Source organism: Pseudomonas sp. Gutcm_11s, from assembly GCF_028649395.1.
Lineage (GTDB): Bacteria > Pseudomonadota > Gammaproteobacteria > Pseudomonadales > Pseudomonadaceae > Aquipseudomonas.
This window is the reverse complement of the sequence record NZ_JAQSUW010000006.1, coordinates 17,034-36,536: the sequence shown is the minus strand read 5'-3', so window position 1 is coordinate 36,536 and position 19,503 is coordinate 17,034. Positions and strand designations below refer to the sequence as shown.

20 protein-coding genes are annotated in these 19,503 nt (G+C 63.9%); 12 read left to right on the top strand and 8 right to left on the bottom strand.

Features of this window, described 5'->3' with window-relative positions; translation table 11 throughout:
- The first annotated feature begins 15 nt into the window (after window positions 1-15).
- Window positions 16-828 (top strand): substrate-binding periplasmic protein, encoded by an 813-nt coding sequence (locus tag PTT45_RS01095; RefSeq protein WP_273811040.1) that lies wholly within the window; start codon window positions 16-18, stop codon window positions 826-828.
- On the opposite strand, the gene PTT45_RS01090 is transcribed toward PTT45_RS01095, so the two are convergent.
- From PTT45_RS01090 to PTT45_RS01080, 3 genes are all read right to left on the bottom strand, one after another.
- Window positions 809-1,342, bottom strand: a complete 534-nt coding sequence (locus PTT45_RS01090) for a hypothetical protein (RefSeq protein ID WP_273811039.1) — start codon at window positions 1,340-1,342, stop codon at window positions 809-811. The genes PTT45_RS01095 and PTT45_RS01090 overlap by 20 nt on opposite strands.
- Window positions 1,343-1,471: 129 nt before the next feature.
- Complete coding sequence (locus PTT45_RS01085; protein ID WP_273811037.1) at window positions 1,472-2,215, bottom strand: polysaccharide lyase family 7 protein; 744 nt, start codon at window positions 2,213-2,215, stop codon at window positions 1,472-1,474.
- A gap of 113 nt (window positions 2,216-2,328) precedes the next feature.
- Window positions 2,329-2,772 carry an HIT family protein gene (locus PTT45_RS01080; protein WP_273811035.1) on the bottom strand — a complete coding sequence of 148 codons (444 nt, stop codon included), beginning with the start codon at window positions 2,770-2,772 and terminating at the stop codon, window positions 2,329-2,331.
- 276 nt (window positions 2,773-3,048) lie between these two features.
- On the opposite strand from PTT45_RS01080, the gene PTT45_RS01075 reads away from it, so the two are divergent.
- Window positions 3,049-3,546, top strand: coding sequence for a hypothetical protein (locus tag PTT45_RS01075; RefSeq protein ID WP_273811034.1), 498 nt, complete (start codon window positions 3,049-3,051; stop codon window positions 3,544-3,546).
- Window positions 3,547-3,682: 136 nt separating this feature from the next.
- A complete protein-coding gene (locus PTT45_RS01070; protein ID WP_273811033.1) occupies window positions 3,683-4,201 on the top strand; it encodes a ProQ/FinO family protein in 519 nt (172 codons plus the stop codon).
- 150 nt (window positions 4,202-4,351) lie between these two features.
- Here the strand turns inward: PTT45_RS01070 and PTT45_RS01065 are convergent, their stop codons facing one another.
- Entirely contained in the window at window positions 4,352-5,230 is an 879-nt protein-coding gene (locus PTT45_RS01065) for a DMT family transporter (RefSeq protein ID WP_273811032.1), read from the bottom strand.
- A gap of 403 nt (window positions 5,231-5,633) precedes the next feature.
- On the opposite strand from PTT45_RS01065, the gene PTT45_RS01060 reads away from it, so the two are divergent.
- On the top strand, window positions 5,634-6,209 hold the full coding sequence (locus PTT45_RS01060; protein ID WP_273811031.1) for a DUF4124 domain-containing protein: 576 nt from the start codon (window positions 5,634-5,636) through the stop codon (window positions 6,207-6,209).
- A 186-nt stretch (window positions 6,210-6,395) separates the two neighbouring features.
- Here PTT45_RS01060 and PTT45_RS01055 read toward each other — a convergent pair whose 3' ends face one another.
- Window positions 6,396-6,833, bottom strand: a complete 438-nt coding sequence (locus PTT45_RS01055) for an acetyltransferase (RefSeq protein ID WP_273811030.1) — start codon at window positions 6,831-6,833, stop codon at window positions 6,396-6,398.
- A gap of 716 nt (window positions 6,834-7,549) precedes the next feature.
- On the opposite strand from PTT45_RS01055, the gene dapA reads away from it, so the two are divergent.
- On the top strand, window positions 7,550-8,416 hold the full coding sequence (gene dapA / locus PTT45_RS01050) for a 4-hydroxy-tetrahydrodipicolinate synthase (RefSeq protein WP_273811029.1): 867 nt from the start codon (window positions 7,550-7,552) through the stop codon (window positions 8,414-8,416).
- 98 nt (window positions 8,417-8,514) lie between these two features.
- On the opposite strand, the gene PTT45_RS01045 is transcribed toward dapA, so the two are convergent.
- Both PTT45_RS01045 and PTT45_RS01040 read right to left on the bottom strand, forming a co-directional pair.
- The gene (locus PTT45_RS01045; protein WP_273811027.1) at window positions 8,515-9,663 is read right to left on the bottom strand and encodes a DUF1624 domain-containing protein; all 1,149 of its coding nucleotides are present in this window, start codon (window positions 9,661-9,663) and stop codon (window positions 8,515-8,517) included.
- 213 nt (window positions 9,664-9,876) lie between these two features.
- Entirely contained in the window at window positions 9,877-11,304 is a 1,428-nt protein-coding gene (locus tag PTT45_RS01040; RefSeq protein WP_273811026.1) for a mechanosensitive ion channel family protein, read from the bottom strand.
- A gap of 259 nt (window positions 11,305-11,563) precedes the next feature.
- On the opposite strand from PTT45_RS01040, the gene PTT45_RS01035 reads away from it, so the two are divergent.
- From PTT45_RS01035 to PTT45_RS01005, 7 genes are all read left to right on the top strand, one after another.
- A complete protein-coding gene (locus tag PTT45_RS01035) occupies window positions 11,564-12,493 on the top strand; it encodes an alpha/beta fold hydrolase (protein ID WP_273811025.1) in 930 nt (309 codons plus the stop codon).
- Between the two features lie 145 nt (window positions 12,494-12,638).
- The gene (locus tag PTT45_RS01030; RefSeq protein ID WP_273811024.1) at window positions 12,639-13,532 is read left to right on the top strand and encodes a LysR family transcriptional regulator; all 894 of its coding nucleotides are present in this window, start codon (window positions 12,639-12,641) and stop codon (window positions 13,530-13,532) included.
- Window positions 13,529-14,434, top strand: a complete 906-nt coding sequence (locus tag PTT45_RS01025) for a LysR family transcriptional regulator (RefSeq protein WP_273811023.1) — start codon at window positions 13,529-13,531, stop codon at window positions 14,432-14,434. The genes PTT45_RS01030 and PTT45_RS01025 overlap by 4 nt, the downstream gene beginning before the upstream one ends.
- A 167-nt stretch (window positions 14,435-14,601) precedes the next feature.
- Window positions 14,602-15,231 carry a glutathione S-transferase family protein gene (locus tag PTT45_RS01020; RefSeq protein WP_273811022.1) on the top strand — a complete coding sequence of 210 codons (630 nt, stop codon included), beginning with the start codon at window positions 14,602-14,604 and terminating at the stop codon, window positions 15,229-15,231.
- Window positions 15,232-15,281: 50 nt separating this feature from the next.
- Window positions 15,282-17,336, top strand: coding sequence for a pyridoxamine 5'-phosphate oxidase family protein (locus PTT45_RS01015; protein WP_273811021.1), 2,055 nt, complete (start codon window positions 15,282-15,284; stop codon window positions 17,334-17,336).
- Between the two features lie 15 nt (window positions 17,337-17,351).
- Window positions 17,352-17,591 carry a hypothetical protein gene (locus PTT45_RS01010; protein WP_273811020.1) on the top strand — a complete coding sequence of 80 codons (240 nt, stop codon included), beginning with the start codon at window positions 17,352-17,354 and terminating at the stop codon, window positions 17,589-17,591.
- Between the two features lie 50 nt (window positions 17,592-17,641).
- Window positions 17,642-18,118, top strand: coding sequence for a nuclear transport factor 2 family protein (locus tag PTT45_RS01005; protein WP_273811019.1), 477 nt, complete (start codon window positions 17,642-17,644; stop codon window positions 18,116-18,118).
- A gap of 61 nt (window positions 18,119-18,179) precedes the next feature.
- Here the strand turns inward: PTT45_RS01005 and PTT45_RS01000 are convergent, their stop codons facing one another.
- Entirely contained in the window at window positions 18,180-19,493 is a 1,314-nt protein-coding gene (locus PTT45_RS01000) for an NAD(P)/FAD-dependent oxidoreductase (protein WP_273811017.1), read from the bottom strand.
- Between the last annotated feature and the right edge of the window lie 10 nt (window positions 19,494-19,503).

The following is a 19,503-nucleotide window of genomic DNA, read 5'->3' as shown; positions in this document are numbered from 1 at the left end:
CTCCAAGGACCCAGCATGTCGCATTTCGTATCGCTACGCTGCCTGCCCCTCGTGCTTGCACTCCTCGCCCCACCTTGCGCACAAGCCTCGCCAGAACCGGTTCAGGCCTTCAATACCTATGAGACCGCCCCCTTTCTGATCGACGCCAGGCGCGGCCTGGTACCGGAGATGGTCGGGCAGCTCAACCAGCTGCTGGCCGATCAATACCATATCGAGCTACGCAACCTGCCGCGCGCGCGTCTGCTGCAACAGTATCTGCACCAGCCGGCGCGCTTCGAAGGCCTGGTCATGTTGCTCAGCCCCAGCTTCGTCGACGATGCCGAGCAGCAGACCTACCTGTGGAGCAAGCCGCTGTTAGACGACTACAACGTGCTGGTGCTGCGGGCCGCCCAGGCTCCCGCGCAGCTGGATAACGACTGGCTGCAAGGCAGGCGCCTGCTCGCCGTACGCGGCCAGCGCCTGCCGCTGCTCGATGAGCTGGTGGCGAGCGGCCAAGTAAGCCGCGAAGACTTCAACAGCGAGCTGCAGACCCTGCAGATGGTGGCCGCGGGACGTGGCGACTTCACCCACATGAACCATCTGATGTACCGCCACCTGGTCCGCAAGACCGGGCTGGGCGAACGCCTCATTGGCATCCCGGTGCCCGGCGTCGCCCACTTTCAGCGACGTATCCTGGTCGGCAGGGGCGCCGCCGAGCTGCTGGCGCCGCTGAATGCCGCCATCGACGCCCTGCACTGCCAGCCCGAATGGCACAGGACCGCCACCAGGTATGGCTTCACCGCCCTACCCTGCGCGCAGCCCGACGCACTCACTCCTGCTCGGAACTAGCCTTTAGCGCCTCATAGGCCGGCGCGGCGTAGATGCCGACTTCCACCGCCAGTTCCAGCACTCGCGGCAGGTCGTTGGTGTAGACCAGCACGCACTGCAGTTCGTCATCCAGCGGCTCGCTGAGGTCCACCAGCACGTAGCCGCCCTTCTCCTTGTACAGCGCCGAGAGCTGCACCTGGATGCGGTTGAGCGCCTTGAGCGGCTCGACCTTCTGCAGCTGCTTGGGCTTGATGTTGAAGCTCACCTGCGGGCCGAAGGAATCGATGATCTGCTGCAGCAGATCTTCGTAACTGTCGGCCTGGAACAGCACGGTCTCCGGCAGGCTGCCAACCACCACCCACTCGCCCAGCGGGATGGGGAAATCGTCGTCGTAGTTGATGTCCGGATTGGCAGCGAGGAAGGCCGCCGGATCGGCATAGGCCTGGTCGGCCTCGTCGGCGATACGCGCGATCTCCTCGTCGGTCATGCAGCCGGAGCTGATCAGGGTGATGAGTTCGAGGAGCTGGGCTTTCATGGGGCGATCCTGGACGGTCGAAACGGGCGCATAGGATAGCCGCCGGGGTCCGCCACGGCTAATCGTGGCGTAAGCTGAGCTGCGCCTCGCCTGTTCGCACGTTCAACTGGGTGAATTGCACCTCGCCCTTCAGTCGTGGCGCACATTCAACTGAGTGAACTGCACCTCGCCGACATCCTCGTCCCCGTCTTCCTCGTCGTCCTGCACGTAGGCGCCGGCCTTGAAGTAGTAGGTCACGTCGCGCCAGGCCGGGTCCGCCTGGTAGAAGTCGTGCTCGATGCGCTCGCCGTTAACCTCCACCGCCAGCACGCCATCGCGCACCTCGATGCTGTAGGAGAACAGGTCGTTGCCCACCGGCGTGGCGAAGATGTGGCTGATGTCCTCGTTGCTGCCCTTGGGGTGGCGCTTGATCAGCGCCCGAAGCTTGCCTTTCTGCCACTGCAGCTTGATCAGCGGGCGCGCGTCGAAGCCGTGGATCTGCCCGACGATGATCTTCTGCGTGCTCGGTGCGCGCAGCACGCGGGCGCTGGCCTTGAGCTGGTGGAAGCCGGCGCCGCTCCAGTTGCGGTTGTCGTCACTGGGGTCGAGCAGCTCGCGCAGCTCCGCACGTGGATAGTCGGAGTTCTTGGTACTGCCGGCGCCGGCCGGCGCGACGAAGACCATGGCGCCGTTGTCGGCCAGGTGGAAGTAGCGCGAGGCGTAGCCGGCGCGCAGCTCGGCATTGTCCACCTCGCTGGCGTCGTCATCCGGCAGGGTCAGCTTCCAGTGCGACAGGTCGTAGTTGGCCCCCGGCGCCCGATAGGGGCCATCCTGATCGGTGCTGCAGCCGGCCAGCAGCAACAGGCCGCCCAGGCAAAGTAGTGATCGATGCATCGCGTCGCTCCCGGATCGCTGGCGCCCTCCACGCGGGCTCTCTGCAGACAGCACGACCGGGGCCAGGGTTTCACCCGACGGACGGTTTCCGGACCAACGTGAGGCAGGCACACCTAGCCTGGGCCAGATGCGCTCAGCACCTCGGCGATGCGCCTGCGCAACTCGCCATGCAGCTCCTCGACATAGGGCGGCGCAGCTTTCCAGTCGTAGAACCAGGCGGGCATCCTGCGCTTGTCGTCCGGCTCGCTGGCGTAGCGGGGGAAGATGTGACAGTGCAGCTCGGGCTCGGAGTTGCCGAGAATCTCGTAGTTCATGCGCAGGGCGCCGGTCACCTGCAGAACCGCGTCGCCGATGCGCGCCATATCGAGCAGATAGGTCGTCCTGGCCTCCGCACTCAGGTCGTTCAGGCTGGGTACGACCGGGTCCGGCAACAGCAGGCAGTACCCTTCCAGGAACTGCACGTCACCCATGACGGCCCACCCCGACGGCATCCGACAAATCACCTTGTCGTTGGCGCCGTTGCGCGCAAGCTCCACGCGTTGTGTGATCAGCGACATCAGTATCAATCCACGATAAGTAATCGCGCGCCGACAGCGGTCGGGAATGGCCGCCACGGGCAATCGAAGGAAGCCGGACCGTAGCAGTGCACATGCACTGACGGAAGACACAGACCGCTCTAGTTTGCGCCATACAGCGTACTGAAGGGCTACACCCCGAGTTCCCTTGTCTGGCAGCAGGCACAACAGCCAACGCCCCCAGCCAAGACTGAATACAATGTGCACACAATGATCTCGCGCCATGCACATGGCTGCACCGAACAAGGAACACGCCCCATGGCCTCCCCGGATAAACAGCACAAACGCGCCCAGCGGGCTAAAGCCAAGGCCAAACAGAATCGCTCGGGCAAGTCCAAGCCCAATGTCGTGCACCCGCTGCTGGCCAATCCGCTGGTCAACGAGCCGTTCGATGATGTGGAAATCGACCTGAGCACCTTCGACTTCAAGGACATCGAAGAGAACGGCTTCGACCCGGCGCACTTCGATGATCTGTTCCAGGCGATGAAGGTCGGCGAAGGCATCAGCCTGCTGGCGATGTGCCTGGTATTCCTGCAATACCCGGTGCTGGAACTGGTGGTCGCGGAGGAATCGCAAGAGTCGGCGATCGACTTCATGATGGGCCTGCTGATCGTCTATCGCGGCATCTTCCACGACGAAGACGAAGACGCGGCGGTGAACTGGGTCGGCAGCGACGCCTTCCAGCAGGCCTACAACGAAGCCTCGCTGATCCTGGAGAAGAAGAACGCGCGCGGTGCCCCACGGCAGCAAGGCTGAAACTCAGAGCTTCCGCTGCGCTAACCAAACAATTGCGAGCATTGTCTTGGCCACACCGATACTTGGTCACGCCGTTGCACAAGAGTCATGGGATAATCGCCCGCAACGAACCAACCACGAGTCTGCGAACTGAACGATGGGTTTTGAACAATTAGCTGATCTACGCGACCGCCTGCGAGCTGAAAAAGAGCAGGTAAAGGGAACAGAGCAGGTAAAGACTGACAAGCGCAAGCCGAAGTCTTCCCGCCCAGCGGCTCCTCGCGAGCAGGACCCGGCAGTGGAAGCGATCTGGCGTTTGCAGAAGCACTTCCCCCTGGCCTTCCCGGTCAATCCGGCACCCAAGGTTCCGCTCAAAGAAGGCATTCTCAAGGATGCCGAGCAGCACCTGGAGCTACTCGGCATCACCGCCGAGCAGCTCAAGCAGGGCCTCGCCACCTGGTGCCGAGGCAGCCGGTACTGGTCGAGCATGACGGAAAATGCCCCGCGTCTGGACTTGAACGGCCAGGCAGTTGGCACCGTGACGGCGGCCCAGGCGCTGCATGCCAAGCAGCAGGTCAAGCGCCAGCGCAGCCAGGCACGACGCGCTCAGGCAAAGCCGAAAGAGCAGACCCAGGCCCCCGCCGACGCTACCGCTGCCGAGCAGGCCTCGGACTAAAAAGCGCGGCCCTGGCATTGAATCGCCGAGGCAAGGCAGTCACTGGCAAGAAATGCGAGTGACTGCTGGCCAATAGCGATGAAGAGGCAATCGGCAGGATCGCTTTGGCCGCAGGTGAACGCCCGCGAAAGGCTCTCCCGCCGACCTACCTCAGCGCTTTGCACCAAGCAGTGCTAGCGCAATCCCTCCCAGCACAATCAGGGAAGCGGCCACCATTCGAGCAGAAAGGGGCTCGCTGAGCAGTACCACTCCCGCAATCGAGGCAAGCACCGGAACGCTCAGCTGCAGGGTTGCGGCTGTCTGCGCACGCAGCCGTTTCACGACCGCGTACCACACGACGTAACCTGCTCCGGAGGCAAGAACTCCTGACGCGATAGCGTAAATCGCCCCTGTCGGAGTGATGTGCAGACTTGCCTGGGAAAGCCCTATCACCGCAACGATTACCATCGGTGGCAGGCTGCGCAGGAAGTTTCCTGCGGTATCGCGAGCCGGGCTTTCCGAGCGCTTGCCCAGCACCGAGTAGCATCCCCAGGCAATGCCGGCGACCGCCATGAATAGCGCGCTGACGAGGGGCGGCGCACTGCCACCTGGAGCGAGCAGGACGATCAGGCCAGAGAACGCCATCAGCATTCCCAGCACTACCCACATCTGAAGCTTCTCCCCTCCTCTCATGCCCAGGGCGAACATCGTGATCTGCACGGCGCCAAACAAGATCAGTGCGCCAACGCCTGCGTCCAGCTGCACATAGGCTAGCGAGAAGAGGTAGGCATACACGAAGAGATAGAAACCACCACGCCAAGTGCCTCTGGATGCGCCAGACTTCAGCGGCTTCAGGCAGAGCGGCAGCAGAACAAGCGCACCTCCCAGCAAACGAATGGCTGTGAAGGAATCAGGGTCGATATCACCGCTTCTCAGCGCCAGACGACAAAAGACAGAGTTCGCTGCAAAAGCGATCAAGCTGAAGATCGTCGCCGCACACCACAGCCACGTCTGTTCGCCGGTCTGTTGCGCGCTATCTGCACTTCTCATTGAGGCGCCGCCCTTCGGTTTTGATCATGGCTATGTAACAGAGGTGGCTCAGAAAGCTCTATGCGCAATTAGCAGTACACCGGAGACCAGCCGCACGTTGCCGGTCGGAGGCAAGAGCAGGTTGTGAAAGTGTGTAGATCGTATCGATCAGCAGCGCGACGAGTACCTGGTTGGAACTCAGAGCTGACGACTGCTACCGGCCAGAAACGGCCGCTCGATTGAAGTTTGATTCGCCGCCTTAGGCTCTGTACGAAAAGTGCCTGCGCTCGGTGATGCTTCGTTAAAAACGGGTTCGGAATGCTCATTTACAGCTCGTAAACTCCGCTTCCTCGCCGGGGCTGTCACGGCCCTGGGCCAATGGATAGACTCCTCCACCATCGCGGCCCCATCACAAGGATGCTTGATGCGCTCCCCCTTCAGCTTCGCCTCTACCCTTCTCGCCTGCGCCCTGCTCCTCGCACCGCTGGCCCCGGCCTCCGCCGCCATCTTCAAATGCAAGGCCGCCAATGGCGCCACGCAGTTCTCCGACCGCCCCTGCGATACCCCGGAGAACCAGGAAGAGATCGCCCACGAGCCGCCCACCACGGCGCCCGCCCCTGCCAGCGAGCCACAAACAGGCAAGGCCTCGACCCCGGCTGACGACATCGAGGCGAGCTACGCAGACGCCGAGAAGGCCAACCCGCCCCTGCTAACCCTGGCCGACCTGCAAGGCACCTGGTCAGATTTGGACTTCGCCTCGCCCCTGCGTGGCTATTGGGTGTTCGGCGCCACCACCGTGCGCATGGACCGCAAGGGCATGGAGGTGCGCAACCGCGTCCAGGCCACCCTAAGCTTCAAGCTCAAGGGCAACCTGCTGACCATGACCCATGAGCCGGACGCGTTCAGCAAGAAGCGCTGGGATGAGAAGGTGGTGATCGAACGCTACGAGCCCGGCCGCCTGATCGACCTCGGCTCCCTGGTGCTCTACCGCGTCAAGTAACGTGCGCCCCGGCTACGCTAAAGCGGAGAGACCTACGTAAATCTGTCCCCTTTTGGCCGGTAGCGTGGCTCACGACAGGCTGCAATAGGCCTCATCTGAAAGGCAAGTCAGAGATCTAGAATCGCTGTCTGAGTGGAATTGGAATCGCCCCGCAGCGGAGCTTAGGGGCCACTCACGATTACGGCCTTAGCTGGGCAAGCTCAGGTGTAGCAGGGGGAAGGGGCGACCCTCGCCATCAAGCGGAGAGCGACCTGTTTGAACAAACCCGTAATGTAAATAGAACCCTACCGCTTCGGGGTTCTGCTCATTCACGTCAACACTCATCTGATTGCGCGAACCCCGAGCATGATCCAACAGTGCGCGGCCAATGCCGTTCCCTCGCAGGTCAGGCTCGATGAAGAGCATCTCTACGTGGTTTTCATTGAGCCCGATAAATCCTAGTGGCGAGTCCTCTGCATCTACCGCAACCCATAGCTCAACAGCGGGTAGGTAGTTATCGCGAAGCTGAGGAAGCAATGCCTCAATATCGGACTCTTGCAGGAAGTGGTGGGTGGCGCGAACGGAGCGCAGCCAAATGTTGAGCAGCAGCGGATGGTCGGCGTTAGTAGCCTGACGAATGATCATAGAATCATCCTTTACACTTGATATCGGAAAGGAGGCGCGCTGGTAGATAGCGACCGTATAAGTGTCGGCAACTTGTATGACCGCTTCGCGAGTTAACGCCAGGGCGGTTCACGGCAAAGGTGGCCGGAAAGGAAGGAGGGCGGACACTACTGAGAGGTTTTCGGGGTGTCAATCAGAAAGCGGATGGAGCGCTACCTAGAGCGTTGAATTGACCTTCCCGTCCTCTCAGGTTTGGGTACCGACGTCTGATCGGCAGCTTCCGGCCAGAAGCCGCCATTTGGTCTGGACGCCTGGTGATCAAGATTTAGCTGTTGCTGTTTGCTTAGCTCTGGCGGTGAGCAAAGCCGCCCCAGCAGACGCAATCAGAAGAATCGCTGCCGCCGTGAACGTGGTCTGGTAGCCGTGGCCACGTCTCCACACAAGCTTTGTTGACAGCTCTATCAAGCGCTGCGCACTATCGGCCTTAGGACTCACGCAACGGACACCCAATGTTCCCGACCTTCGACCACTCGCTGCCATTCCCGGGCTCTCTCGCCCTGGTTTGCGTGTGTGTCACCGTTGCCAATAAATCCAAGAAACAGTCGCTCATTTGACCGGGGCGCGCTGTCCCGTCAGATGGGCTGACAGGACACAATGCGCTAGGTCATACCTCCCTCACGCTTGATCCCACACCCTCCCTGACGGCGACTTTACGGTCAGCCACAAGGAGTTTTCGCATGTCTGATTTTCGTGGGATTTGGGTGGCCTTGATCACTCCCTTTCGGGCCGGAGAGATCGATCTTGCTTCCCTACAAGGCCTGGTGAGCAAGCTTTTGGAGGACGGGGTTTCGGGCTTCGTTGTCTGCGGCTCTACCGGTGAAGCGGCAGCGCTGAGCCAGGAAGAACAGCTCGTGGTGCTGGATGCTGTACTGCGGTGGGTACCGCCGCAGCAGGTCATCATGGGGTTGTCCGGCAACAACCTCCGCGAGCTGCTCGAATTTCAGCATGAGATCCAGCAGCGCCCGCTGGCTGGCCTGCTGGTACCAGCGCCTTACTACATTCGTCCATCTCAGCAAGGCCTGGAGGCTTTCTTCCAGACTGTGGCGGACGCCGCGACCGTGCCGTTAGTGCTTTACGACATCCCTTACCGTACCGGCGTGAGGATTGAGCGCGAGACCTTACGACGTATCGTTCGCCACCCTCGTATCAGGGCTATTAAGGACTGCGGTGGAGACCCGGAGGCCACCATGGCGCTGATCGCCGATGGCAATGTCGCAGTGCTGTCCGGTGAGGATCTACAGATGTTTGGTAGCCAATGCCTGGGGGCCGTCGGAGCGATATCCGCTTCCTCTCACATCCGCACCGACCTTCATGTGTTGATGCAACGCCAGGTGGCGCAGGGAGAACTTGGAGCTGCACGTCGCACCTTTTACCGCTTGCTGCCCTGGATGCAGGTGGCTTTCGCTGAGCCAAATCCAGCTGTCATCAAGAGCGCACTGGCCTTGCAGGGCTTGATTGCCGATGAGCTTCGCGAACCGATGCAATCATGCACAGTGGCAACACGGGAAAAGCTGAGCGCAGTGCTGGCTGCCATGGGGGAATAGGGCCGAAGCGAGGGCGTTCGTGACCGTGAGCTATCTGCTATCGGTTACGAGCGGCCGGCTTTTGGCCGACAGCAGGCTGTCACCGCCTGCTTCGACTCCTACAGATACTTCAACCACCGAATATCGCGTCGACGCGCCTTGAGCTGTGCGAACCAGCGTACTGGCGGGTACAGAGCAACGATCAGCAGCAGGGAACAGAGCCACAACGCCGGCACCGAGTCGAAACCGAAGTACTGCCCTTGGTTTTCTCCCCAGATCGCGACGCAGCCCAGGTAGAGCAGCTTCAGCACATACAGATGCAGCAGGTAGAAGAACATTGGGGCGGCCCCAAACACTGCCAGCGGGCGAGTCAGCAGCCCCTGCCCTCGGCGTTCGAAGAAGACCAGCAGCAATAGGCCGATGCCCAGGGTCAGCGCCAGAAAGAGGAGTGACGGCGGATACTTGGTGATATTCAGGAAGCTCATCGCTGTCTGCATTGCGCTATCGCCAGCAGCCCAGGGCTTCTCGCCGTAGCTATTGAGCAGACGCAGAAGCACGAAGCCACCTAACGCCGCGCCGGCAGCGATCAGCAGATTGCGCTGGCGGCGAGGCGCGTCTCCAGTCCGGCCGAACCAGGTTCCGGCGACATAGCCCAGCACGATCACGCCAATCCAGGGCAGCAGCGGGTATGAAGTGCGCAGGCGCATGCTGTCCGTGACCTCGATCCAGCCCCGGTCATGCAGGATCGACCAGGGGATGTAGGCCCAGTCTCCCGGCATGAAGTGCAGGTCATCGAGCAGGTTGTGCCCGGCCACCAGAACCACGCCAAGGACAATCAGCAATCCTCGCGGCAGCCATACCAGCAGCGACAAGGCCAGCATGCTCAGGCCAATAGCCCAGATGACCTGAAGGTAGATGACGCTGGGCATCAGCTGGAAGGTCCACGCGAAGTTCACCAGGGTGATCTCCAGCACGACCAGGAACAGTCCTCGCTTGAACAGGAAGCTGGAGACGCCTGCTCGGCCATCGTGCTTTTCTCCGTAGAGATATGCCGAGAGGCCAGTCAGGAAGACGAAGACCGGTGCACAGAGGTGGGCCAGCGTACGACTGAAGAACAGTGCTGGCTCGGTTTGGCCCACATCCATCGGGTCGCTCACCTGCATGTGCAGGTAGAAGGTTTCGCGGACGTGGTCGAGGAGCATGAAGAGGATGACCAGCCCTCGAAGGGTATCGATGGACTGCAGTCGGGAGGCGGTTTGCGAGGTCACGAGAATCTACTGCGAGGAATTCGGGGCAACCATATCACTCCCCCGCCCATCAGTGCCGACCGCTCTATAACAAGGCTTTGCGAGGAAGCAGCGCTTGAGCCAGCCGGCCCGTTTCACCAAGACAGGCTGCAGGCTGCCCTGCAATCACCTGGCGGCTGATGCCTGGAGAGCTGATAACCGCGCCAGCCACGCCAACGTGGCCGGCGCCTGCCTTCAAGAGCGCTGCAGCCAGCTGAGAAACTTGCCCTTCTTGATCGCCACTGGTTTCTGTTCCAGCAGCGAGGCGCTGGCCTGCTGGCGGAAGCTTTGCAGCTTGGCCAGCGAGCTGCCAACTTCGCTGCGTTGCTCCAGGCAGGCCTGCAGCGATTCCTTGTCGAGGCAGTAGAGCACCCCCGAGCTGAGCGCGGTGAAACGCGCCTCGGACGGCGTGCCGAAGGTTACGCCCTGCTCGCCCAGGACTTCGCCAGGGCCCATGCGCCCGGCCTCGATTATCTCGCTGCCATTGGGCACGGCTGCCGATATGACACCAGTACCGATTAGCAGCAACTGCTCGCTGACCTCGCCGACTTCCAGCACCACCTGACCGTTGCCAAAGGTCTGCGCTACCAGCAGTTCGGCCAGTCGGTCCTTTTCCTCGGCACTCAGCGCACGGAAGATCTTCACGTCGTCGAGCAGGGCGCGCTGGCGGCTGCGCGAGACATCGGGGAGCGCGGCGCCCCGCAGAATGCCGGCGGCCTGCAGGTGCCGGTGAGCCAGGTCGAAAAGCAGATTGCGCACCTCGTTCGAGCTGCTGCCGGCGGCCACGAAGGCACTCATCTCGTATTCCACCGTGCCGAGGTCGGAGCTCTTGATCGACACCTTCGGCTTGGGCGTGCGCAACAGCTCGCTGACACCTTGCAGGGTGCGGTTGAGGGCATCCAGCACCAGGCGTGGCCGTACCTGCGCCGGCACGCTGATGCTCAGTTTGAGGTTATCGATATCGGTGGAGCGATTGAGGTTGAGGACCTTGGTCTTGGCGGCCACCGAGTTGGGGATCACCACGGTACTGCCCTGGCTGGTGCGCAGGTGCGTGGCACGCCAGTCGATCTCGATCACCTTGCCTTCGACCCCGTCGATCGATACCCAGTCATCCAGGCGATAGGGTTTGGTGGTGTTCAGCACGATGCCGGAGAACACGTCGCCCAGGGTGTTCTGCAGGGCCAGGCCGATGACGATGGCGACCACCCCGGAGGTGGCCAGCAGGCCTTTGACCGGCAACTGCATGATGTAGGCCGCCGCCGCGACTATGGCGGCGAGGAAGATCACCGCCCCCAGCACGTCCTGCAGCAGGCGCCCGGTGTGGCCGCTGCGCGGCATCAGCAACACGCCGAGCACCACGGTCAGGGTGCGCGCGCAGAGCAGCCACCAGGCGATACCCAATACGGAGCCGAGCATGTTCTGCGCCGGCTCGCTCCACGGTGGTGGCTGCAGCGGGCTCATCCCGGCACTGATAATCGCCACGCTGTAGGCGATGAAGATCCCCAGGCGCAGCAGCACCCGCAAGACCTTGGCCTCGGCCGGCAACAGGCGCCAGCACGCGAGGTCGGCGAGCAGCAAAGCGACGCCGATGGTGAGTGGATGTTGGGCAATCAGAGCGAGCATGGAGGGCTCCGCGACAGGAGAATGCGGCAAGCATGACTGGATTGCCGGCAAAGATGAATGCACTGCCTTGCATCCCGCGCATGCCCCCGCGAAATCCGCCATTTCCCGTGCCGGCCATCCCCTGTAGTCCGCCGCCAGATACCCCGGAAGAGCGATAGCCCGGCGCCCCTCGCATCCCGGATATTGCCGCGTACCGCCTCGCTAACCGCGCATGCGTCAGGGCGGCCACCTCAACGACGCTGAGCCATAGGGACTTGCCATGAAGAAACTGACTTCGATCATCGCCGTGCTGGGCGCGGCCGCTGCGGCCGTCCTGTACTTTTCCCCCACCGCTCTGCTCGCCACCACGCAGTTGCTCGAACGCCGCCTGGCCGGGCTCTCGACCAAGGACATCCGGGTCGGCGAATTCGACATCCGCTACTACGAAGGGGGCCCGGCGGACGGCGAAACCCTGCTGATGCTGCACGGCTTCGGTGGCAATCGCGACACCTGGCTGCGCTTCTCCCGCCCGCTCACCGAGCGCTATCACGTCATCGCCCTGGACCTGCCGGGCTTCGGCGAAAGCAGCAAGCCGGAGGTCGGCTATGACGTTGCCAGCCAGGTCGAACGCCTGCATGCGCTGACCCAGGCGCTGGGCATCCGCAAGCTGCACCTGATCGGCAACTCCATGGGCGGCCATATCGCCGCGCTCTACAGCGCGCGTTATGGCGACGAGGTGCTCAGCCTGGCGCTGCTGAACAACGCCGGCGTGACGGCGCCGACCAAGAGCGAGATGTTCCAGCGCATCCAGCGCGGCGAGCCCAACCCGCTGGTGGTACGCAAGCCGGAGGATTTCGACACAGTGATGCAGTTCGTCTTCGCCAACCCGCCCAGCATGCCGGAATCGCTCAAGCGCCACTTCGCCGCACAGTCGATGGCCAATCGCGTGCACTACGACCAGATCTTCAGCCAGCTGCGTGAGAACTACGTGCCGCTGGAGCCGGAGCTGCCGAAGATCCAAGCGCCGACACTGCTGCTGTGGGGCGACCGGGATCGGGTGCTGGATATCTCCAGCATCGAGGTGATGAAGCCGCTGCTGCAGAAGCCCAGCGTGGTGATCATGAAGGACTGCGGCCACGTGCCGATGCTCGAGCGCCCGGAAGAAACCGCCCAGCACTACCAGGACTTCCTCGACGCCAATCGCGGCTGAGCCGGCCATCCACGCGCAGGGCTGCAGAGCGAATACGCAAGCTGACAGCCATCTGCCCTGGCCATTAGGCTACTGTCAGGCGCTGCACTGATAGCGGCCCAATCCCCTCGGCAAACTGGCGGTGATCGTGGACAGGTTTCAGGAAATGAAAGTGCTGCTGGCCGTCACGGAAGCGCAGAGCTTTGCCGGTGGCGCCAAGCTGCTGGGCATGTCGCCACCGAGCGTGACCCGGGCGATTGCCGCACTGGAGAACCGCCTCGGCACCCTGCTGCTGGCACGCAGCACGCGCAGCCTGCGCCTGACCGAAGCCGGCCGGCGCTATGTGGAAGACTGCCGGCGCATCCTGCTCGAACTGGAAGAGGCCGAAGACCTCGCCGCGGGTGCCAGCGTGCGGGTGCGCGGCACCCTGACGGTCACCGCACCGGTGATGTTCGGCGAGCTGCATGTCATCCCGCTGATCAGCAGCTTCCTCGCCGAGCACGCGGAGCTGAACATCAATGCGCTGCTGGTGGATCGCCCGGTCAACATGGCCGAGGAAGGCGTGGATGTGGCCATCCGCATCGGTCGTCTGCCGGAGGGTGACTACCACGCGCTGAAGGTGGGCGAGGTGCGCTCGGTAATCTGCGCATCGCCCCGTTACCTGGACCAGGTATCCAGGCCGCAAACCCCGGACGACCTGTTGACGGCGCAGATCATCATGACCTCCGCCAGTGCCGCGATGACCCAGTGGCAACTGATGGGCCCCAACGGCCCGATGACCCTGCCCCTGAAACCACGCCTGACCGTCAGTTCCAACCAGGCGGCGATCCGTGCCGCACGCCTGGGAGGCGGCTTCACCCGCGTGCTCTCGTACCAGGCGGCCGAAGCCCTGGGCAAGGGTGAACTGGAACTGGTGCTGGAAGACTTCGGCACGCCACCGCTGCCGATTCACGTGGTCTATCTCGGCTCGCGGCCATCGGCCAAGGTGCGCAGCTTCGTCGATTACTGTGTGGCGCGTTTCCAACAGAACCCTGCGCTGAACGCCGCCAGCGCCTCATGAATCGCTTTCGCGAAATGGAGGTGTTTCTCGCCGTGGCCCAGGCTGGCAGCCTGGCCGCGGCTGCGCGAGCCGTGGGCTTGTCTACCGCCACCGTCATGCGCACCCTCGCCACGCTGGAGGCACGCCTGAATGCCACCCTGCTGCTGCGCGGCGCACGGGGCACGGACCTGAGCCCGGCCGGAATGCTGTTCGCCGCCAGTTGCCGGCAGATCCTGGAAGGTGTGGAGCAGGCCGAACGTTCCGCGACTGGCCAGCACGCGCGCCCTGCCGGGCAACTGACGCTCTCGGCGCCACTGCTGATGAGCCATCAGGTGTTCACCCCTGTCGTGCTGGACTATCTGGCGGCGTATCCCGAGGTCAGCATCGCCACCGAAACCCGCGAAGACCTGCCGCGTCTGGTGGAGGACGGCATCGATGTGGCGCTGGTGGTCGGCCACCTGCCGGACTCCAGCGGCTTTGCCGTTGCCGTCGGCGCCGTGGCGCCTATCGTGTGCGCGGCACCGGCCTATCTGCAGCAGTGGGGCCGGCCACTGAGCCCGGACGATCTCGCCGCCCACCAGACCATCGCGACCAGCAGCACCGGCCATGTGGTCGAGTGGCGTTTTCGCGGTGAACACGGTGTGCGCCTGATCCGCCCGGCCCCGCGCCTGAACTGCACCACGCAGCAGGCGGCGATCCGCGCGGCCATCGCCGGCCTGGGCCTGGTGCGCTGCATGAGCCATGAGGTCCACCACGAGCTGCAGACCGGCCTGCTGGTACCGGTACTGAGCGACTTCGCCCTGCCCAGTCTTCCCGCTCACCTGATCTACCGTGAAGGCCGTCGCGCTGCTGCGCGCACGCGCACCTTCATCGACTTCAGCGCTCCGCTGCTGCGTGCCCACCCTGCCCTGCAGCAGGCCTGACGCCCTTCAGCAGCGCACTTGCTGCGCCCGAACAATTTCATAAATCGCAATTATCGATTGTATTTTTTGGCGATTCCGCCGCCGAGTGCATTGGCTCAATCTACAGCCATCGACGCGAACCCAACCACGCTTCGGTCTCGACCACTCTCACTCAAGGAATCACCGCCATGTCCCGCACCCCGATCAAGCTCTACCACTTCCCGCTGTCCGGCCACGCTCACCGCGTCCAGCTGATGCTGTCGCTGCTGCAACTGCCCACCGAGATCATCTTCGTCGACCTGGCCAAGGGCGAGCACAAGCAGGAGCGTTTCCTGGCCATCAACGCCTTCGGCCAGGTGCCGGTGATCGACGACAGCGGCGTGATCCTCAGCGACTCCAACGCCATCTTGGTGTACCTGGCCAAGCAATACGGCGCAGGCCGCTGGCTGTCCGAAGAGCCGGCTGCCGCAGCCCAGGTGCAGCGCTGGTTGTCGGTAGCTGCCGGGCAGCTCGCCTTCGGCCCGGCAGCAGCCCGCCTGATCACCGTGTTCGGCGCCAAGTTCAATGCCGAAGAAGTGATCAACCGCGCCCATGCCCTGCTCACCCTGATGGAAGGTGAACTCGATGCCGTGCCCTTCCTGACCGGCTCGACGCCAACCATCGCCGATGTCGCCAACTACAGTTACATCGCCCATGCCCCGGAAGGAAACGTGTCGCTGGAGGCCTACCCGAACGTACGGGCCTGGCTGCAGCGCATCGAGGCACTGCCCGGCTTCGTGGCCATGCCGCGCACCGCCGCGGGTCTGCAAGCCAACTGAGTGTCGACCAGGCTGCCGGGTTTCCCGGCAGTCCTCTCAAGGAGCACGTCATGGACCATCTGCCCAAGCACCGTAAATCGCCCTGGCACGCCGGCGAGCGCCAGCTGCAGGAAAGCGTGCACGCCATCGAGCGCATGGAAGTGATCGGGCAGAAGGTCATCCGCGACTACATGCCCGACCAGCACCGCGAGTTCTACCAGCAGCTGCCGTTCATGGTGGTCGGCGCGGTAGATGCAGACGGCCGCCCCTGGGCCACCCTGCTCGAAGGGCCGGAAGGCTTCGTCACCTCCGCCGACCCGCAGCACCTGTTCCTCGCCAGCCAGCTCGACACGCAGGACCCGGCCGCCGCCGGCCTGCAGGCGGGTAGCGCCATCGGCATGCTCGGCATCGAACTGCATACGCGCCGCCGCAACCGCATCAACGGCGTGATCCAACAGGCCTCGGCCGCAGGCTTCGCGGTGGAGGTCGAGCACTCCTACGGCAACTGCCCCAAGTACATCCAGGAACGCTCCTACACCCGCGTCACCGCACCGGCAGGCGGCAAGCCGCCGCGCCAGGACTTCGCCGGCCTGGACGACTACAGCAGCGCGCTGATCCGCGCCGCCGACACCTTCTTCATCGCCAGCTACGTCGAGCATGACGACCACAGCCGCTCGGTGGACGTCTCCCACCGTGGCGGCCGCGCCGGCTTCGTCAGGGTCGAGGGCAACCGCCTGACCATCCCCGACTACGCCGGCAACCTGTTCTTCAACACCCTGGGCAACCTGCAGGCCAACCCGATCGCCGGCCTGCTGTTCGTCGACTTCGCCAGCGGCGACATGCTGCAAGTCAGCGGGCGCACCGAGCTGCTACTCGACAGCCCGCTGACCAAGTCTTTCGAAGGCGCGGAGCGGCTGTGGACGGTCGAGGTCGAGCACGTGGTGCTGCGCCCGGCCGCCGTGGGCATTCGCTGGCAGTTCCACGACTACGCGCCGACCAGCCTGGCCACCGGCACCTGGGCGGAGACCGAGGAGCGCGTGCGGCAGTACGAGCAGCGCCGGCAATGGCAGCAATGGCGCGTAGCGCGGGTGCAGCAGGAGAGCAGCGACATCCGCTCGCTGTTCCTCGCCCCGCAGGACAACGCCAGCGTGACCTTCGCCGCCGGCCAGCACCTGCCGATGCGCCTGCAGGCCAGCGACGAGGCACTAGTGAGGACCTACAGCGTCTCCAGCGCGCCATCGGACGGGCATATCCGCATCAGCGTGAAGCTGCAGGGCAAGGCCTCGCGCCACCTGCATGAAAACGTCCAGGTGGGCGACCTGCTGGAGGTGCGCAGCCCACTGGGCAGCTTCACCCTGGTCGACGAAACCGACCGGCCGGTGGTGCTGATCGGTGCCGGCGTCGGCATCACCCCGATGGTCTCCATGGCCCGCGAACTGGTGGCGCAGAACCGCCAGCACCAGCGCGAGCGGCATATCCATCTGTTCCACAGTGCCCGCAGCCTCGCCGAGTTGCCCTTCCGCGAAGAACTGAGCGCGCTGCAACAGCAGTCGGCCGGACTGCTGCATATCCACCGCGCCCTGAGCAGCCCCGGCGCCGAGGCGCAGCTCGAGCGCGATTACCAACTGGCCGGCCGCCTGAGCTTCGCCCAGGTCAAGGCGCGCCTGCCGCTGGACGACTACGACTTCTACCTCTGCGGCCCCAGCGGTTTTCTGCAGGACATGTACGACGGCCTGCGCGGCCTCAACATCCCCGACCAGCGCATCCACGCCGAGGCCTTCGGCCCCTCCGCCCTGCGCCGTTCGCAGAGCGAGCAGCCACCGAGTCTGGAACAGCCACCGGCGGCCACTGTGCCGGTGCCGGTGTACTTCTCCGCCTCGGCTACCGAGGCGCGCTGGAAGCCCGACAGCGGCAGCCTGCTGGAGCTGGCCGAAAGCCGTGGCCTGAGCCCCGAATTCAGCTGCCGTGGCGGCTCGTGCGGCACCTGCGCCGCCAGGCTGGTCAGCGGCACCGTGCACTACCCCAATCCGCCGGCGCAGCTGCCGGACGGCGACAAGGTACTGATCTGCTGCGCCGTACCGGCGCAGACCGACGACAGCCCGCAACCCCTGGTGCTGGATATCTGACGAGGAGGCCGTGACATGAACAGAAGCGATTCGCGTAGCTGGGAAATGCAGCCGTCCGTGCAATGGCACGACACGCCCGCGGCTTCCTCATCGAACAGTGACGCCATGGAGTGGGAAGCCAATCTGCTGCTGCCGCAGATGGCCGCCGCACTGGAACACCCCTGCTCCGCCGCATCGGCCAACCGCCTGGTCAGCCTGTGGCGCGCGCTGCGCACCAGCATTCGTCAGCCACCGGCCGGCGCCGCTCGACACTGAGCAGCCTGGCCGCACCAACCCCATTCACCCTCGCCAACAGGAGCAAGCCCATGTCCACGCCCGAAATCCGCCAACCGGTTCCACCCTTCACCCACGAGACCGCGATCCTCAAGGTGCGCCTGGCCGAAGACGGCTGGAACAGCCGTGATGCCGGCAAGGTGGCCCTCGCCTATACCCCGGATACCAAGTGGCGCAACCGTGCGGAGTTCGCCAGCAGCCGCGCCGAGGCCGAAGCATTCCTCGCCCGCAAGTGGAACAAGGAGCTCGAATACCGCCTGATCAAGGAGCTGTGGGCCTTCACCGAGAACCGCATCGCCGTGCGCTATGCCTACGAATGGCACGATGACTCCGGCAACTGGTTCCGCTCCTACGGCAACGAGAACTGGGAGTTCGCCGACAACGGCCTGATGGCCCATCGTTTCGCCTGCATCAACGACCTGCCCATCAGCGAGGCCGAGCGCAAATTCCGTTGGCCGCTGGGGCGCCGCCCGGACGACCATCCAGGGCTGTCGGCGCTGGGTCTGTAACGACGTAAGGCACCCCGCTTCCGGGCGGAAGCGGGTCTGTCCAGATCGAGTGACCGCGCTATCAGCGCAGCTTTTCCATCATCTGGTAGTACCACATGCCGGCGGCCAGCATCGGGTTGCCGAACACGTCGCCCATCGGCACCTTGATGTGCTTGCAGGCGGCGAAGGTGTCGTAGTGACCCATGGTGCCGGTCAGGGCGTTGGCCATGATCTCGCCCATGATGTGGGTGGTGGCGATGCCGTGGCCGGAGTAGCCCTGGCAGTACCAGACGTTCTGCGACAACTTGCCCAGCTGCGGGATGCGGTTCATCACGATGCCCATGGCGCAGCTCCACTGGAACTCGATCTCCACGCCCTTGAGCTGCGGGAAGGTGCGTTCGATGCACGGGCGCAGCTCGCCGGCGATATCGCGCGAGTCACGGCCCGAGTAGTTGGCGCCACCTCCGAACAGCAGGCGGCCGTCGTTGGTCATGCGGTAGTAGTCGAGCACGAAGCGGCAGTCGTACACGGCCAGGGTCTGCGGGTTGAGTTCCTTGGCCAGCTCGCCCAGCGGCGCGGTGGTGACGATGCCGCCCATGGCCGGGAAGATCATGCCCTTGAGCTGCTTGCGCGCCAGCTTGTGGTAGACGTCGCCGGCCAGCAGCACCTGCTTGGCGTCGATGCGGCCCTGGGCGGTGATCACCGCTGGGTTGGCGCCCTGGACGATGTCCAGCACTTCGGAATGCTCGAAGATCAGCGCGCCCAGGCTCTCGGCGGCCTTGGCCTCGCCGATGCACAGGTTGAGCGGGTGCAGGTGCATGTTGCGGGTGTTCTTGATCGCGCCCATGTAGATATCGGTTGCCAGGTGCTCTCGCACGCCGGCGGCGTCGAGCAGGCTGACGTCGTCACCCATGCCGCGCTCGATGGCTTCGGCGTAGGAAGAACGCAGTTCGTCCATGTGCGAGGGTTTCATCGCCGCGTGCAGGTGGCCGTGGCGCAGGTCGCACTGGATGCCGTACTTGGCCACGCGATTCTTGATGATCTCGTGGCCGCGCCAGCGCAGGTGCCAGATGAAGTCGTCGACTTCCTCGCCGAGGCTGTCGCGCATCTGCTTGCGCATCGCCGCATCGCCGGACAGGCTACCGGTGACCTGGCCGCCGTTACGCCCGGTGGCGCCCCAGCCGATCTTGTTGGTCTCGACGATGGCCACCTTGAGGCCGCGCTCGGCCAACTCGACTGCAGTGGCGACGCCGGTGAAGCCGCCGCCGATGATGGCGACGTCGACACTGACCTGGCCCTGCAGGGTCGGGTAGTTGGTCTCCTCGTTCAGCGTGGCGCTGTAGTAGGACTTGGCCCGCTCGGCGGCGGCGATCACGGGTTGGGTTGCTGCGTTCATTGCTGCTTTC

What these genes read in the sequence shown, in the direction of transcription:
- PTT45_RS01095 (WP_273811040.1), top strand. Translation starts at nt 16, where the DNA reads ATGTCGCATTTCGTATCGCTACGCTGCCTGCCCCTCGTGCTTGCACTC.
- PTT45_RS01090 (WP_273811039.1), bottom strand. Translation starts at nt 1,342, where the DNA reads ATGAAAGCCCAGCTCCTCGAACTCATCACCCTGATCAGCTCCGGCTGC.
- PTT45_RS01085 (WP_273811037.1), bottom strand. Translation starts at nt 2,215, where the DNA reads ATGCATCGATCACTACTTTGCCTGGGCGGCCTGTTGCTGCTGGCCGGC.
- PTT45_RS01080 (WP_273811035.1), bottom strand. Translation starts at nt 2,772, where the DNA reads ATGTCGCTGATCACACAACGCGTGGAGCTTGCGCGCAACGGCGCCAAC.
- PTT45_RS01075 (WP_273811034.1), top strand. Translation starts at nt 3,049, where the DNA reads ATGGCCTCCCCGGATAAACAGCACAAACGCGCCCAGCGGGCTAAAGCC.
- PTT45_RS01070 (WP_273811033.1), top strand. Translation starts at nt 3,683, where the DNA reads ATGGGTTTTGAACAATTAGCTGATCTACGCGACCGCCTGCGAGCTGAA.
- PTT45_RS01065 (WP_273811032.1), bottom strand. Translation starts at nt 5,230, where the DNA reads ATGAGAAGTGCAGATAGCGCGCAACAGACCGGCGAACAGACGTGGCTG.
- PTT45_RS01060 (WP_273811031.1), top strand. Translation starts at nt 5,634, where the DNA reads ATGCGCTCCCCCTTCAGCTTCGCCTCTACCCTTCTCGCCTGCGCCCTG.
- PTT45_RS01055 (WP_273811030.1), bottom strand. Translation starts at nt 6,833, where the DNA reads ATGATCATTCGTCAGGCTACTAACGCCGACCATCCGCTGCTGCTCAAC.
- dapA (WP_273811029.1), top strand. Translation starts at nt 7,550, where the DNA reads ATGTCTGATTTTCGTGGGATTTGGGTGGCCTTGATCACTCCCTTTCGG.
- PTT45_RS01040 (WP_273811026.1), bottom strand. Translation starts at nt 11,304, where the DNA reads ATGCTCGCTCTGATTGCCCAACATCCACTCACCATCGGCGTCGCTTTG.
- PTT45_RS01035 (WP_273811025.1), top strand. Translation starts at nt 11,564, where the DNA reads ATGAAGAAACTGACTTCGATCATCGCCGTGCTGGGCGCGGCCGCTGCG.
- PTT45_RS01030 (WP_273811024.1), top strand. Translation starts at nt 12,639, where the DNA reads ATGAAAGTGCTGCTGGCCGTCACGGAAGCGCAGAGCTTTGCCGGTGGC.
- PTT45_RS01025 (WP_273811023.1), top strand. Translation starts at nt 13,529, where the DNA reads ATGAATCGCTTTCGCGAAATGGAGGTGTTTCTCGCCGTGGCCCAGGCT.
- PTT45_RS01020 (WP_273811022.1), top strand. Translation starts at nt 14,602, where the DNA reads ATGTCCCGCACCCCGATCAAGCTCTACCACTTCCCGCTGTCCGGCCAC.
- PTT45_RS01015 (WP_273811021.1), top strand. Translation starts at nt 15,282, where the DNA reads ATGGACCATCTGCCCAAGCACCGTAAATCGCCCTGGCACGCCGGCGAG.
- PTT45_RS01010 (WP_273811020.1), top strand. Translation starts at nt 17,352, where the DNA reads ATGAACAGAAGCGATTCGCGTAGCTGGGAAATGCAGCCGTCCGTGCAA.
- PTT45_RS01005 (WP_273811019.1), top strand. Translation starts at nt 17,642, where the DNA reads ATGTCCACGCCCGAAATCCGCCAACCGGTTCCACCCTTCACCCACGAG.
- PTT45_RS01000 (WP_273811017.1), bottom strand. Translation starts at nt 19,493, where the DNA reads ATGAACGCAGCAACCCAACCCGTGATCGCCGCCGCCGAGCGGGCCAAG.